We start from the raw sequence: 15,153 nt of genomic DNA, 5'->3' as shown, positions 1-15,153 counted from the left end.
CTTTTTTAAGGGGGGCTGGGGGGGATCTGAAGGTTTAAAGACACCCTAATCCAATTAAACGCCTCCCTCGTTCTCCCCATTCGGGTTGAACAAAAGCTGATTATCATTAGAGTTAGTGGTTGCGAGTTCAAGCTTTTGGTGACACGCCAAGCGCTGACTACGCAACCAGAACTCACGAAACAAATCCTTGGATTCGGAAGTCCAAACTATTCAAGCCCCAGTTTTATCCCGCTCGTTAAATCCAAAATCGTCGCCTCCAACATTGAATGAACCCTAAGCGGATTTTTTTGACGGGTGCCAGTGGCTGCATTGGTCACTACATCACCGAAGCGTTGATTCAGGAAACTGATCATGAGTTGTACCTCTTGGTCAGGAACCCAGCCAAACTCGGATTTGACTACGAAGCACGTCCTGGTATCACGATTATCCAAGCTGATTTGCTTGAGATTGAACGCTTTGATAAGTTGCTCAAAACGATGGATGTGGCAATCCTGGCAGCAACAGCTTGGGGAGGACCACAGGAAGCGTTTGATATTAATGTCGTTAAAACAATCCGGTTGATGAACCTGCTCAACCCCAGTATTTGTGAGCAGGTTATTTACTTCTCTACAGCTAGCATTCTGAATCGGAATAACGAATTACTGAAGGAAGCGGGTCAACTGGGTTCTGATTATATTCGTTCCAAGTACGACTGTCTGGGACGATTATCAAAACTAGCGATCGCCTCTAAGATTACCACCCTATTTCCAACTTTGGTATTGGGGGGAGATAGCAATAAACCCTACTCCGCTGTCTCATCTGGTATCGCTGATGTGGTGAAATGGGTTGACCTAATTCGCTGGTTGAAAGCGGATGCGAGTTTCCACTTCATCCACGCACGAGATATTGCTCAAGTCGTGCGCTACTTAGTTGACCATCCGTCCTCCAAGGACTTAAATCTAGAGGAAGATGCAGTAATACGCGATCGCATGGTTTTAGGCAATCAACGAGTCACTGCAAACCAGGCTGTAGAAGATGTTTGTGCCTATCTAGGGAAAAAGATTTATTTTCGCCTACCCCTGACTATCTGGCTTGCCAACGTCATTATCGTTCTGTTCAGAATTCAGGTGGCAGCTTGGGATAGATTTGCGATGAACTATCGGCATTTTACCCATCAAGACGTTGTTAATCCAGGGACATTTGGTTTACCAACCTATTGCCCTACGTTCACGGATGTCCTAAAGATTAGCGGCATTCCTGAAGCTAGGAACTGATAAAAATTACTCAACGCTGAAAGCTGACTGCTGAAAGCTACCAACCCCAAGTTCCAGCCCCGCCTTTGAATGGTCCGACAATATCCTTGGTAACCCAACCGCCATAGAAATTTCCTGGCTGTGGCTGCACTTGTTCTCCATCAACGTAACAAGCATCCATCAGATGAGCATAGAAAGCTAAATAATCTTTGATTGGCGCAAAGGTTGGTGTGGGAGTGGGATAAGCCCAAGCCGCATTGGTAGCTTGTTTGTCACCGACAACGACTGTGTAGTAAATTGCTCTTCCCTTCCACTCACAAAACGACCCTTGAGCGGATTTTACTAAATACTCCATTTTGATGTCTTCAGGAGGAAGGTAGTAAACCGGAGGATGGCTAGTTTCTAGGACACGCTGCCCTCTACGAGTATCGGCAATCGTGATGCCATTGAAGATAATCTGAATCGGTTTCGGTGTTTCCTCTAGTCGGGGTGGACGGGGATAATCCCAGACAGACTCTTGACCAGGTTTGGGTTCAATACGGCGGTTCACGCTGATTCATTCTCCTGCTTGCCTATATTAACTATTGTAAAGGTGAGGCGATCGCCTTTCGCTGTACCTTGAGGGGTGTTCCTTTTTCGGTCGGCTGATAGAGAAGCTGTATCTCAACGGCTTGGATAATCTGGATTGTTAAGCGGTGGCTGTGACTAAAGTCTGCACTCCCCCCACCGATATGGTATTAGACAAGCGTAAAAGCGTTTTCTGTGATGGTATTCGATTGAATCCCTGTTAGTGATGCTAGGAATTCATTGGTATTCGTGACACGAATTTGGGTATCACTGCCATCTTGAGTAATTGTGAGCGTACCAAATGTCAGGTTATTGGTTAGCCCAATCAAGTCGGTGCCCACAACAAAGTCAGTGATTGTAGCTTTGCCTTCACCAGTAGCGAGGACGAAGGTATCAATGCCAGTACCTCCAGTTACTTGGTCGTTGCCAGCACCACCACGGAGAATGTCATCGTCAGCACCGCCTGTGAGTTGGTCGTTACCTGTGCCACCTATCAGGATGTCTTTACTATCCTCACCGTATAGTTTGTCGTTACCGATACCTCCTTCTAGGGTGTCGTTGCCGCTACCGCCCCAGAGTTCATCGTTACCAGCTTCACCAAATAACTTATCGCTACCAGCATTGCCGAAGAGGTTGTCATTCTTATCGCCTGCATTGATTTCGTCGCGCTTGTCTGTACCGTTAAGGGTGTCATTGCCTGAAGTGCCGTTGATGACGTTCACAACAGGGTTGACGGTGAGGCTAACGGTTCCGGCGTTGGAGGTAGCGCCTTGATTGTCTTGAACAGTATAGGTGAAGCTATCGCTGCCGAAAAATTCCAGATTCGGAGTATAGGTGAGTGTGCCATCTTCATTGACTAAGATGGTGCCATTGCTAGGGGCAGTTGCGATCGCCAATGTCTCCGACACGATGGTAGTATTGCCATCAGCATCGGTGTCGTTGGCTAAAACCGAGATAGTTACGGCTGTATCTTCGTTAGTTGTAGCTGTGTCATTGTTGGCGACAGGTGTGCTATTCGCTTGCGGTAGGGTAAAGCGGGCAACAAGTGGGTCGTGGTCGCTGACTTGATCTGCAAACTCGGCATTGAGATGTACGATATCAATCTCTGCTGCGGCTGTTGTGCTGAGATTGTCGCTAACCAGGATGTGGTCGAGTGCTTGGGAGTTGCCTTCAAAAACGTAGGTATATTGCTCATTGAGTGGTAACGTCTCAACCAGGTTCGTCAAGTCGTCCCCTTTTAAAGTAGCTAGGGGATTTGAGAACTGAAAGTCATTCAGGTCGCCCATGACTACGACATTCGCATTAGGGTCTTCGGCTAAGATGCTTTCTACAAAGTTGTTAACAATCTCAGCTTGCTGTAAGCGTTGAGCTTCTGAGGTTAGTGTTGGCGGTTGGTTGCTGCCAAATAGAGGTTGGTCGCCACCTTTGGAGTTGAAGTGGTTGCCGATGACAAAGACACTGTTGCCGTTGAAGACAAACTCGCCTACCAAAGGTTTGCGGCTGTTGGCAAAGGCATCGCCATTTGAAAGGTCGGTGTCGATAATTCGACCCGGACTCGCGGAAAGTTCTAGTCCCGCTTCACCACTGGTTACTGTGGTGTTGGTTGTGGAGGTACCGCCGGGAGTGTCTACGAAGTCAACTCGCTCAGGGTTGAAGAGGAAGCCGACGCGAATATTACCCCCAGGTTCACCTCCATCTTGGTCGTCTACTGGATTAACCTGACGGTATTCGTAGGTTGGGGCACCTGCGGCTGCGATCGCATCGATTAAAGTTTGATAAGTTAAGTCAGCATCAACAACACTGTCATTTGTCGCACCGTTGTTGTCCTGGATTTCCTCTAAGCTGATGATGTCAGGTGATTGGAGATTGTTGACGATGACATTGGCAAGGCTTGCGAATTTGGTACTGCCATCACTGGGGTCAAGGTTCTCAACGTTGAAGCTAGCAACGGTTAGTTGGTCTTCAGTTCCAGTTAATGTGGTCGTCTCCCGTGTCAGTCCGCCAGAAGTGACGCTGGGTAAGGATGAAGTATTCAGCAGCTTGTAGTTACCAAAGCTGTAGTCAATCACACCTGTAATCGTGCCACTGAACTTGTCACCGACATTTACCTGGGGTTCTGAGGAAACCAACACGTCATCAATAATGATGCGTTCTGGATTAAAGTCACCCGGTTGGATAATGATGCCACCACGCGGCGTAAGGGTAGTAGCATTCGCCCCATTGTCAGCAACCACAGGGATTTCACCAAAATTGCTGGTAGGGCCAACAGCAACCGCGTTATTCACCTGCACTAGCATTCCTTCCACACTTTCGTAGAAGTCGATGCCGTCTTGGGCTGGGTCGAAGGCGCTAAACTGGTCGTTGTCAATCACTTGAGTGGGGATTGCGCGTCCACCATTACCCAAAATTGTCGCGACGGGTAAAGGATTGCCACTGGAGAGTTTATTAATCGTCAGGCTTCCCCCAATTTGGGTGATAGAAAGATTCCCACTACTAGCACCGCCGGAAGTGAACTCGCTGACTGTACCGCTAACCAAGATTGAGTCACCAACGATAACAGTAGGTGCTGCGGAGGTAAAGACAAAAATCCCTTCTGATGTTGCATCATTGGCATCAGGATTGGGGTCTTGCAAATAAAAGCCATTAGAACGAACAGCGGTGACAATCCCAGGTACGTTGGTAACGGTTTGTCCGGCGAAGGATGAGGTATGAGCAGCACCTTGAATATCGTAGATGCGGGTAGTTCCGGCTGTGGTGTCGTCGTCTGTTACGGTGAGGCTGGTTGTACCACTGGTAAAGTTAGTGGCAGAGGCGGTTAAGGTTACGGTTTGTGAGCCATCTGCGATCGCATCATCAATTGCACTAACATCAAACGTAGTTGATGTCTGATTAGCGGCAATCGTCACAGTGGCAGCAACAGTTGCCTCGCTGGTGTCACTGCTTGCCAAGGTGACGGTGAGAGATTGGCTTATATCTCCGGTGCGGGTAACTGTGCCAGTAGCGGCAGCTTCACCTGCGGCTTCTGAGAAGGAGGCAGGGGCAATACTCAAGCTGAGGGATGGGGTTGAGTTATCACCGACTGTAAATGAACCAGACGGTTGTGTAAATCGGGTAGTGTCGTTGACTGTCCAGTTAGCTGAGTTGCTGATTTTCTCTAGTAATTCTGCCTTGGTTCCAGACGTGCCATTGCTGATGTTGTAGATTGCGTTATCAACTTCTGGAATAGATACGGCTGTTAAGCCATTCGTTAAACCAGCCGGCAATGCCGAGGTGTTGGAATTGGTTGCATCAGTTGCCCACCCTGAACCGTCACTGTTTACCGCATAAATAAAGGTCGGACTGATTGCTGTGCCTTGGTAGGCAAGAATTTGATCACCATCAGCCGAAAATGCCACACTACTGAGGCTGGGAGTGATAATAGTTCCTGCTGTAAGATCTGTGCTAGCCGTCCAGGTAAAGGTTCCCTCGCCACTTCTAAAGCCACCACTGCTAAGCCAGCCATTATCTGTAAACGAAATACTCGTTCCAGAGCCAATATCCGTTAGTAATACAAAACTAAACTCATCAGGATTATCAAAGTTAAAACCAGTAATAGCGATGTCACCAGCCGAGAGCGTTGTGGGAGCCATGAAAATTTCCTTGCGGTAGTTGTTGGAGTGTTTGAGTGTTTGAGTTACTGAGATGCGATCGCTTTTTTCCGCAGAGTTTTAGCTAGCTCCGGATTGAATTTCCAGACCTAGTTATTAGCACTGTTTATTGAGATTGGATCAGCTTGAAGGAGGCGCTTACAAGACTTTAGGGAGGGTTAACCCATGCTTAATAAAATCGCTGACCTAGTTGCCAGGTATCACTGAAGTTCTAAGACAATTTTTCTCAAGACTCGGCGCAGTAGTTTTAAACACATCAGTCATCCAAAAAAAGCGATCGCTGTTCAACATCATTAGTTGGTGCTGTATCTAAGATCAAAATGAGCAGCGGGATAGAGGCGCTTGTTTACAAGAGCCATATTTGAAAATACAAGCTAGATGTTAAGGATTGACGAGTATTTCCTCAAGGAAATGTTAAATAAGCTACAGACATATTACTTGGTCTTTTAACTTGCCACCCCATTCGCTGTAGGAACTTTGCTGTTCACTGCTAGTGGGTAGTAGTTAACACATCTGACTTTGAGTACAGGCGTTTCACCTACCCAGCAGGAAATAATGAAGCTGGCGATCGCAATTCAAGAGACACTTGCTCACAAGTTTGGCAGTTCATGGAAATCGAATCCGTACCCGTTACTATTACCTTATTTCTGATCTCCGTCTTGGTCATTGCCGTCGCTGGAACTAGGATGGCAAGAATTGCTGACCGTTTAGCCGACGCAACGGGACTGGGTGAAGCCTTTGTCGGGGCACTGTTTTTGGGTGGTAGTACGTCTTTAGCGGGGATTGTCACTTCTATAACCGCTGCGGCTCAGAATCATCCAGAACTCGCCGTCAGCAACGCTTTGGGTGGGATTGCCGCTCAAACGATGTTTTTGGGCGTAGCGGATATCGTATATCGCAAAGCCAATTTAGAACACGCGGCGGCTTCTGTTGCGACTCTTGTGCAAGCAACACTTCTAGTGACGCTATTGGCAATTCCCTTAATGGCTATGGCCGGCCCAGACATCAGTGTGTTTAGTGTTCATCCAGCTTCTTTGATCATCCCTATTGCCTATTTTTTCGGGTTGCGTCTAGTTTCTGAGGCACAAAAAATGCCAATGTGGGGTCCACGGCAAACGGATGAAACACGAGTTGAGGAAGTGGTTATAGACAACAAATCTGAGCAATCTGAATTGACCCGTTTATGGTTACAGTTTGCTCTGTTAGCCGTGATTGTTGCGATCGCAGGTTACAGTGTCGGCACCGCAGGGGTAGCTCTTTCGGTTCAGACTGGTCTTTCGGAATCGCTTGTCGGTGGGTTATTTACAGCATTATCCAATTCTTTACCGGAACTTGTAACAATGATTGCCGCCGTCCGCCAAGGTGCACTAACTTTAGCGGTAGGAGGCGCGATTGGAGGGAATAGCTTTGATGTGATGCTACTCGCTTTCTCTGATTTTGCTTATCGTCAGGGTTCAATTTATCACGCTTTAGCGGCTCGACAGGTTTTTGTTGTCGCCTTAACTATTCTGATGACAGGCATCTTATTATTGGGCCTGTTGCGGCGAGAGAAGCATGGAATTGGAAATATCGGCTTTGAGAGTGTTCTGGTACTCATCTTATATTTAGGAGGTTTCTCTCTACTATTCTTCCAAACCTAATCAAAGCAATTAGGTGCTGTGAAAGTGGAGGTGAAGCCAATTCGTTAGCAAGATGGTGGCGATATTCAACAACAATGCCGTTTCAGCCTTTTGATTTACTCGAAAGCAGGGGCAAATTGGGTAACTTATCCAGGACATTCACTGTTTTAAGCTTCTACCCTTTGGCGTGTAGTGTTGATGCCAGCTTTATACTGTTCATCCTGTCGCACTATCAGACGCCGTAATGTAAAAATAGCTGGGTTGACTTCAACAAAAGAGCGATCGCGATCCTTTTGATATATTTCCTGCTCATTTTCGTTCATCTCAATATCTTGCTGAACGACTTTTGCTAGGACAAAGTGCCTGAGTACATAGCGAATCAGGGGTTTGAAGGGGGCTAAAATTTTGGGAATTTTGACTTTGGAAAAAAACAGCCCAAAGGACTGGCTTTCTGTGTTACTAGCTGGAAGTCGCAGTAAGTAAACGCGGGAAATGTCGCCCAGGCTACTGGTAAGGTTAGGGTACAGGTAGCGAACGGTGATTTGTCCCTTTGTTTCCTTGATGCCCCACTTGCTCAAGCCGAGTAACGGTGCTAAGGGGTTTTGATAGGCAACGTCATACTGTGCCTGCATCATCTCTGGCGATTCTTGGATCTTTACCAACTTGGTATCGTACCAAGCTTGATACTTCCGGTGTAGATAACCGTGGAACAAGTCGATCGCATTCTCATTGCAGATCGAGAAGTGCGATCCGAAGCTAACTTCTAACCGAACCAGAAACCAGTCGTCATCACCATATTCGGGAATATCAATAATTGCTCTCTCAGATGCAAGGGCTGGATCGCCAGGGAAAACCCACACCAATCCATACCGCTCTTGCACCGGATAACTGCGAACATTGGCTTTGGGAAGCTTTTGTCCTTGAGTTAGGTAAGGAATTGCAACACACTCACCACTACCTCCGTCAAACTCCCAACCGTGATAGGGACACACAAGATGGCAGCCGTTGACAACACCTTTATGCAAAGCCACACCCTTATGAGGGCAAGCATCGTCAACGACACGAATCTGTCCGGTTTCATCCCGAAAGACTGCTAGGGGTTGGTTCCAAAACTTTGCTGTCAGAATTTTTCCAGGCTTCAGTTTGTCTACACGAGCGATCGCATACCAATGATTCGGGTTAGCGTCTGCTTCTCTTGCAGCTATGTAAATTGTCTGGCTTCTTTGAGCTGTCTCAAGTTCCACGCAAAATCCTCTAAGCTTTTGCCCAAATACTACCAGAACTTAAAGCCGGAAGAGTGGCTTAATACTCGCTGGTGCCGTAGGGACTTGAGCCATCAGGCATAATCGCTAGCCGTAAGTCAGCGCCACTTGTATTTGTACCCTGCATGACAGCTTTGTGGAGATTGGCGTAACGCAAGTTAGCCTTACTAAAATTTGCCCCGGTTAGATTTGCCTCAGTTAGGTGTGTTCCATACAAACTTGCACCAGTTAAGTCAGCTTTTTCTATTTTTGCACCTGTCAGATCAGCATCCCTAAGCTCAGCATGATGGAGGTTGGCGTTGCTTAAATCAGCGTAAATCATGCTAATGTTCATCATTTGAGCATTAGTGAAATTCGCCCCTTTGAGGCTGCTCTTTTTCAAGTCAGCTCCCTGTAAGTCAGCACCTTTCAAGTTAGCCTTGTCCAGGCGTACACCACTCATTTTTGCATCTTCTAAGATAGTATTCGTGAGGTTGGCGTTAGAAAGATTTGTATTTCTAAAGTCTGCCCCAGTCAAATCAAGTCCACTGAGATTCAGATTGCTAAGATCACAACCTGCACATTTCTTGGTTTTGACAATCTTTTCAACATCTACTTGCTTGACTTTTAAGGGGCGAATAACTTGCTGAGCCAATGCATTAGGTTTGGGTAGCGATATACCCAGCTTTTCAATGATTGAAAGACGAATTGCAAGCGGTAGGGTGACTGCTGTAACGATCATTGCGAAACTCAAGAAAACTTTCATACTCATGGTAGATAAATTGGTAGATTTCGTTTGTGATATAAGGTCGCAGCAAATCTAGAGAAGCTAGGTAACTACTTCCTCTTCACTCTCATTTCAACTATTTATTCGTGAAAATAATAAAAACTTAGTTTAAGCGTTGAGAAAACTCCTCAATCGCTTTAAAATTAGCTGCTATCAAATCACTATTGAACATAAGATAACATTCAAGTTTGTGGCTAATATAAATCTCTCAGCGATATATGTAAAAAGTCTGTAAATATGAGGTTATTTTTCCTGATATTTATTACCAAGAAATAAAAATAGTTTTGATTGGAATTTGTTAATAAACTCTCTAGCAAACATACAAAAATCCCCCATTGCTGGGGGCGGTGCCTATTGGTGTCTAAGTTGATGTAACCCTAGACTTATAATCCAAGGAGTATAAATTGACTTTAGTCGTTATACTCCCACTAGGTCACGAGATTCTACACCAACGAGTTGTTGAGCAATCGCCATTCGTGCTTCTAGCTTCGCCACGGTAAACTGGTTACGCAGATATTCTAGATGTGCGATCGCACTTCCCTTTTCAGACATCAAGCGCATCATCGTATTCTGTGCCGTTTGGTATTCTTGGTCAACGCAGAGCAATTCAAAACGCCGTCCCCGACGCTGATTGTCATTCTTCAAGCCTTGCTCAAACGCTGCTACTCGGTCAGCATTGCCTTCCAGACGGGCGATGTGTTGCCCAACGGCAGCAATCTGCGAGTCTAATTCATTAACAACTTGTGCCGCTTGTGCGATCGCAGCAGGGTACTGACTCATTTTCATGTTTATCTTCCAATAAGAAAAGTATTTGTAAGGACACGCTTGGTGTCCTTGTTGTCCGGTGTCGAGGAGGTTGTTTGGACTACGCTACCAATTCTGATCGTTGTGCATTCACACTCACCGTTGGCATATCAATGGGAATCTGTGGCGGTTGAGGGGATGTTTTCTCTAAAACTTTGACTTCAATGTTGACAGCCACTAGATAAGAACCCGTTTCATCTCCCACCGCTTCAGCAATCAACTTGGCAAAATCTGGGCGTCCAGATGTAATTGGCTCACGTAAGGTGTACTGCTCCCATTCGTACTCGGCATTGGGGTTGATGCTGAGAATGTAGTGCTTCGTCATGGGGGTAAAAACCTTGTATTTTCAAGGGGTTCAGGCTTCAACAACAGTCAAATCCTACCTCTCTATTATAGTATTTCTGTACTACTTTTGGGAGTGAACACCTCGACCATCTCGCGAGGATTGTAGAGGTAGAGTGTTGTTAAACCAGACCTCCTGCTGAGGCAAGGGAATCGAAATCCCCGCTTCGTCTAAAGCCCCCTTCAGCCGTCGGCGAAACTCCCGCGCCACTTCCCATTGCTTTAGAGGCTGGGTTTTAATCCACACCCGAATCGTTACACCTCGACTACCAAAATCATCTACCCCTAAGACTTCTGGTTTATCGAGGATTTGTTCGCGCCAATGTCCGTCGCGAGTCATTTCTTGGGCGACGTTATTAATCAGCGCCAGCGCCTTATCCACATCCGTGTGGTAAGCCACAGGAATATTTAAGTCTGCTCGTGACCAATTACTCGAAAGATTGGCAATGATCTTAATTTCACTATTTGGAATCGTGATTAATCGTCCCTCAGCATCGCGCAACTGAGTAATCCGCAGATTCATGTTTTCCACTAAACCACCCACGTTTGCCACGTTGATTACATCCCCGACCGCGTACTGGTCTTCTAGGATGATGAAAAAGCCGTTGATTGCATCTTTAATCAAACTTTGCGAAGCCAAAGACACAGCAACTCCAATTAGCCCTGCACCAGCAAGCAAAGGCCCAATATTAACACCAATTACTGAAAGAGCCACTAGAGTTCCAACTGCAATCCAAGTAACTGTCACAATACTCTTAGCCACACCAGAAACCGTTGAGACTCGCAGTTGTACGCGCCGATTGGATTCTGGAGTTAGTAGGTAATTACTGGCAAGTACTGAGGAAAAGCGATCAATTAAGGCATAGCTCAGACGAGTAACCATATAAGTTGCCAATCCAACAATGCCTATTCGTAAAGGAAACCGTAGCCCGGTAATAATTAAAATCTGTATCATCCGGGTGTAAGGAAACAGCCCCAAAATAAATAAAGTTCCCCCTACCAAAATTCCCGCTTGAGCTAGCTGGAAAAAGCGATGCTGAACTTCTTTGACATTCCATTGTTGCTGTTGAGTTAGCTGAGTTGATATAGGCTGTGTGGGGGACGACTCAGAAGGGGCTAGCTGGTCTTTCGAGCGCTTTGATCGACGTTCCCAATAAGAGATTGCCAAGATAGCGACAGCCATTGCTACACCAGTGCCAGCCGCTACTCCGGCTTGACGAGTCAGAAACTCTGATTGCCGTTCCTGCTTCGCTCGTCTTAGCCCTTCTTCTAACTCTTGAACCAGTTCTTCAGCTCTAGTATCAATATCAACGCCTTTGAGATTGGCATCTTGGTCAGTAACGCTCATCAGGCGGACTTGCCTATCTCCGACAGAGACGTAGATATCGGGTATCTCTCCTTCTGTTTCTTGACGAACCTGTAATTGAGCAGAATCGTTTTTGAAGTAAGTGCTACTAATATCGCTCAATCGCTGATCAATATCTTCAATTCGGCTGTTTAAATCTGACTTAGGAGAGGCGATTTCAAATAGGCAACGACCATCAAGCCGGATACAACCGGGAACTACCTGATTGTTTTGGTCTTGATTCAGTAGGTTGGGAGTTTGCAGGTTCAAATCTTGGATTGATGGAAGCTGAGCCTTGACAGGCAACACAGCGCAGCCTGTAAAAGCGATCGCTCCAGCGATAGTCCAAGATAAAAAGCGTATTTTAAACATACTGTTGAATCAAGAAGTCAAGAGATCAGTCGCAATAAACATTACTTAAGTCATGGCTGTTAGGAGTTAGTGGTTAGTAGTCTCTAATTTTTCTACTATCAGCCTTTTGTAAATGTTTATTACACCCACCTACTTAACAAAGGATTCTTGCTGCTTATCGTCCATCAAAAGAAAGACATTATTTTCAGTAAGCCGCAAAATTTACCCGCTTTATTACGCTTAAACTTATGTCCTTGAGTACTTGTCAGCCTCTGTTTTCACCTCCCTCTTCGGTCAGATGGAGTAATCTAGTTAAGACTGCGATGCAAATTTTTGTTCAAAAGTACAATTCATGACTGCAACTGTTACTCAGCTCAAGCACGAAGTTAAAGACCTTTCCCTCGCTCCACTAGGCAAACAACGGATTGAGTGGGCTGGGAGAGAAATGCCGGTTCTACGGCAAATTCAGGAACGTTTTGCTCAAGAGAAGCCGTTTGAAGGCATTCGTTTGGTTGCCTGCTGCCACGTTACCACCGAAACGGCTCATTTAGCGATCGCTCTCAAAAATGGTGGTGCTGAAGCGGTTCTGATTGCTAGCAATCCCCTCTCTACACAAGATGATGTTGCCGCTTGCTTAGTTGTTGATTATGGCATCCCCGTATTTGCCCTGAAAGGCGAAGATGCTGAAACCTACACGCGGCACGTTGAAATTGCCCTCGACCACCGTCCTAATATCATCATTGATGATGGTAGTGATGTCGTTGCCAGTCTGGTGCAGCACCGCAAAGAGCAAATTGCTGACCTCATTGGCACCACAGAAGAAACCACCACTGGGATTGTCCGTCTCCGGGCGATGTTCAATGATGGGGTTTTGAGCTTCCCTGCAATGAACGTCAACGACGCTGACACCAAGCACTTCTTTGATAACCGCTATGGTACAGGTCAATCCACCCTTGACGGCATCATCCGGGCAACTAACGTCTTGCTTGCTGGTAAAACGATTGTAGTTGCAGGTTATGGCTGGTGCGGTAAAGGCGTTGCCCTCCGCGCACGGGGCATGGGTGCTAACGTCATTGTTACCGAAATTGACCCGACAAAAGCGATCGAAGCGGTGATGGACGGGTTCCGCGTGATGCCGATGGCAGAAGCTGCACCCCAAGGTGACTTGTTTATCACCGTCACTGGTAACAAGCACGTCATTCGCGGCGAGCATTTCGATGCGATGAAAGACGGAGCAATGGTTTGTAACTCCGGTCACTTCGACATCGAAATCGACCTCAAGTCTCTGGGGGCAAAAGCAACAGAAGTCAAAGAAGCAAGAACATTCACCCAGGAATATCAACTCTCAAACGGTAAATCCGTCATCGTACTAGGCGAAGGACGTTTGGTTAACCTGGCAGCGGCTGAAGGACATCCCAGTGCCGTGATGGATATGAGCTTCGCGAACCAAGCTTTGGCTTGTGAGTACCTGGTGAAAAACAAAGGGAATTTGGAACCGGGAATTCACTCTATCCCTGTTGAGGTAGACAAAGAAATTGCGCGGCTGAAGTTGCAGGCGATGGGAGTCAAGATTGACAGCTTGACTCCAGAACAAACTGAGTACATCAACTCTTGGACTTCCGGAACCTAGAATCAGGACGGGTGGGCGATGCCCACCCTTCTATCTTCCACAAAAATGAAGATTTTATCGGCTTGAGCTAGTCATTTACAAACTTGTGATGGAGAATGCCCAGACTTTAACAAAGTGGAGTCCGGGGAGTGTCAACAACCGCTTCTTTCCTATTGGCTGGCATTTGCAGTATTGACTCGGTATTGGGTGGCATTACAGTACTCAACATTTTTTAAATGTAATGGCTAAACTCTCTGTAGAATTACAACGCTATTTTTTTGAGGAAGAACGCTCTCCCCAGGTAACTTTGACTGAAATTCTGCAACTAGCAGGGGAGAGAATTTTTGGTTTTTTGTTCGTTATCCTGTCTCTACCTTCAGCGTTACCCGTTCCTGCTCCTGGTTACTCTGTCCCTTTTGGAATAGCCCTTTTTCTATTGGCTTTGCAGCTCATTTCCGGTGCTAAACTCCCCTGGTTACCCCAGAAGATTAGTAAACATCCGATTGAACTCAAGCAAGTGCAGGGAGTTCTGAAAGCGGGACTACCTTGGTTGCGGCGGATTGAGGTGATCTCTCGTCCTCGTCTGAGCTATATTTGCAACAGTTTGCCGGGACGGGTAACGATTGGAATTGCGATCGCGTTGATGGGCATTTCGATGATGATTCCCATTCCGGGTACAAATACGCTACCCGCTATGGGCATTTTTGTCACAGGCTTTGGCTTAATGGAGGATGACGGCGCGATCAGTTTGGGTGGTTTAGTCTTGTGTTTGATCGGTGGCATCCTTACCACTTCAATCCTGATTGCTATCTTAGTGGGTGGTACAAGTCTACTGGATCTGATCAAAGGTTGGCTGCGCTAGAAGTATTCAAGCTTTGAATTAAAATAACACCTAACCTAATACCCAGCACCCACTTATGCAGGAATGGATACTTAACACGATGAATTCCCTCGGTTACTGGGGAATTGGGCTACTGATGTTCGCGGAAAATCTATTTCCTCCTATCCCTTCGGAACTAATCATGCCCTTGGCAGGATTTACAGTATCAAGGGGTGATATGAACTTCTCGCTTGCCGTTTTGGCGGGAGTCGTCGGCACTATCCTAGGAGCGTTGCCTTGGTACTACGCAGGTAAACTCTTGGGTGAGGAACGCTTGAAGCATTTAGCTGACAAGTACGGGAAATGGATTACAGTATCCAGCCAGGATATTGATAAGGTAACGCGATGGTTTAGTCGGTACGGCAACAAAGCTGTGTTATTTGGTCGTCTTGTGCCAGGAATTCGTACCTTAATCTCGCTGCCAGCAGGTCTTAGTGAGATGCCCTTAGTGCCCTTTCTCATCTACTCAACACTCGGTACTACTGCATGGGTGATGCTACTAACCTTCTTGGGCTTCCAACTGGGTGAGAAATATGAGCTTGTAGAGGAGTACCTGGGTCCCGTTTCTAAAGTTGTGCTGCTTATTCTAATTGTTGCATTTATTGCTTGGGTTGTGATTAAACAACGAAAGGCAAAACGCAGAACATAACTCATCCCCTGCTTTCTCATAGGGGGATACAAGTATTATTTGTTGTTGGTTGTTGGTCGGAAACTAGTTTTTAACAAACA

Annotated in this window: 12 protein-coding genes; 5 read left to right on the top strand and 7 right to left on the bottom strand. The window is 46.4% G+C overall.

The genetic code is table 11. The annotated features are described in order from the left end of the window. Positions 1-266: 266 nt before the first annotated feature. Positions 267-1,253, top strand: a complete 987-nt coding sequence (locus AC5JL3_RS29640; protein WP_496077868.1) for an NAD-dependent epimerase/dehydratase family protein — start codon at positions 267-269, stop codon at positions 1,251-1,253. A 37-nt stretch (positions 1,254-1,290) separates the two neighbouring features. On the opposite strand, the gene AC5JL3_RS29635 is transcribed toward AC5JL3_RS29640, so the two are convergent. Beyond that, a complete protein-coding gene (locus AC5JL3_RS29635) occupies positions 1,291-1,782 on the bottom strand; it encodes a DUF427 domain-containing protein (RefSeq protein ID WP_496077867.1) in 492 nt (163 codons plus the stop codon). A gap of 187 nt (positions 1,783-1,969) precedes the next feature. Beyond that, on the bottom strand, positions 1,970-5,428 hold the full coding sequence (locus tag AC5JL3_RS29630; protein WP_496077866.1) for a DUF8508 domain-containing protein: 3,459 nt from the start codon (positions 5,426-5,428) through the stop codon (positions 1,970-1,972). 626 nt (positions 5,429-6,054) lie between these two features. Here AC5JL3_RS29630 and AC5JL3_RS29625 point away from each other — a divergent pair. Then, positions 6,055-7,086, top strand: a complete 1,032-nt coding sequence (locus tag AC5JL3_RS29625) for a sodium:calcium antiporter (protein ID WP_496077865.1) — start codon at positions 6,055-6,057, stop codon at positions 7,084-7,086. 146 nt (positions 7,087-7,232) lie between these two features. Here the strand turns inward: AC5JL3_RS29625 and AC5JL3_RS29620 are convergent, their stop codons facing one another. The 5 genes from AC5JL3_RS29620 to AC5JL3_RS29600 all read right to left on the bottom strand — a co-directional run bounded on the left by AC5JL3_RS29620 (position 7,233) and on the right by AC5JL3_RS29600 (position 11,956). Beyond that, the gene (locus tag AC5JL3_RS29620) at positions 7,233-8,309 is read right to left on the bottom strand and encodes an aromatic ring-hydroxylating dioxygenase subunit alpha (RefSeq protein ID WP_496077864.1); all 1,077 of its coding nucleotides are present in this window, start codon (positions 8,307-8,309) and stop codon (positions 7,233-7,235) included. Between the two features lie 58 nt (positions 8,310-8,367). Then, the gene (locus AC5JL3_RS29615) at positions 8,368-9,078 is read right to left on the bottom strand and encodes a pentapeptide repeat-containing protein (RefSeq protein WP_496077863.1); all 711 of its coding nucleotides are present in this window, start codon (positions 9,076-9,078) and stop codon (positions 8,368-8,370) included. A gap of 432 nt (positions 9,079-9,510) precedes the next feature. After that, positions 9,511-9,873: a hypothetical protein gene (locus tag AC5JL3_RS29610; RefSeq protein WP_496077862.1), complete on the bottom strand. Its 363-nt coding sequence runs from the start codon at positions 9,871-9,873 to the stop codon at positions 9,511-9,513. 85 nt (positions 9,874-9,958) lie between these two features. After that, entirely contained in the window at positions 9,959-10,222 is a 264-nt protein-coding gene (locus tag AC5JL3_RS29605) for a hypothetical protein (RefSeq protein WP_496077861.1), read from the bottom strand. A gap of 81 nt (positions 10,223-10,303) precedes the next feature. After that, on the bottom strand, positions 10,304-11,956 hold the full coding sequence (locus AC5JL3_RS29600; protein ID WP_496077860.1) for a mechanosensitive ion channel family protein: 1,653 nt from the start codon (positions 11,954-11,956) through the stop codon (positions 10,304-10,306). Between the two features lie 331 nt (positions 11,957-12,287). On the opposite strand from AC5JL3_RS29600, the gene ahcY reads away from it, so the two are divergent. From ahcY to AC5JL3_RS29585, 3 genes are all read left to right on the top strand, one after another. Further along, a complete protein-coding gene (gene ahcY, locus AC5JL3_RS29595) occupies positions 12,288-13,565 on the top strand; it encodes an adenosylhomocysteinase (RefSeq protein WP_192218530.1) in 1,278 nt (425 codons plus the stop codon). Positions 13,566-13,785: 220 nt separating this feature from the next. Continuing rightward, positions 13,786-14,406 (top strand): exopolysaccharide biosynthesis protein, encoded by a 621-nt coding sequence (locus AC5JL3_RS29590; RefSeq protein WP_192218531.1) that lies wholly within the window; start codon positions 13,786-13,788, stop codon positions 14,404-14,406. A 79-nt stretch (positions 14,407-14,485) separates the two neighbouring features. Beyond that, positions 14,486-15,073 (top strand): DedA family protein, encoded by a 588-nt coding sequence (locus AC5JL3_RS29585; protein WP_496077859.1) that lies wholly within the window; start codon positions 14,486-14,488, stop codon positions 15,071-15,073. Positions 15,074-15,153: the final 80 nt, after the last annotated feature.

It is taken from the genome of Symplocastrum torsivum, from assembly GCF_059505465.1.
The sequence above is the reverse complement of the archived record's forward strand: the minus strand, read 5'-3'. Positions and strand labels throughout refer to the sequence as shown.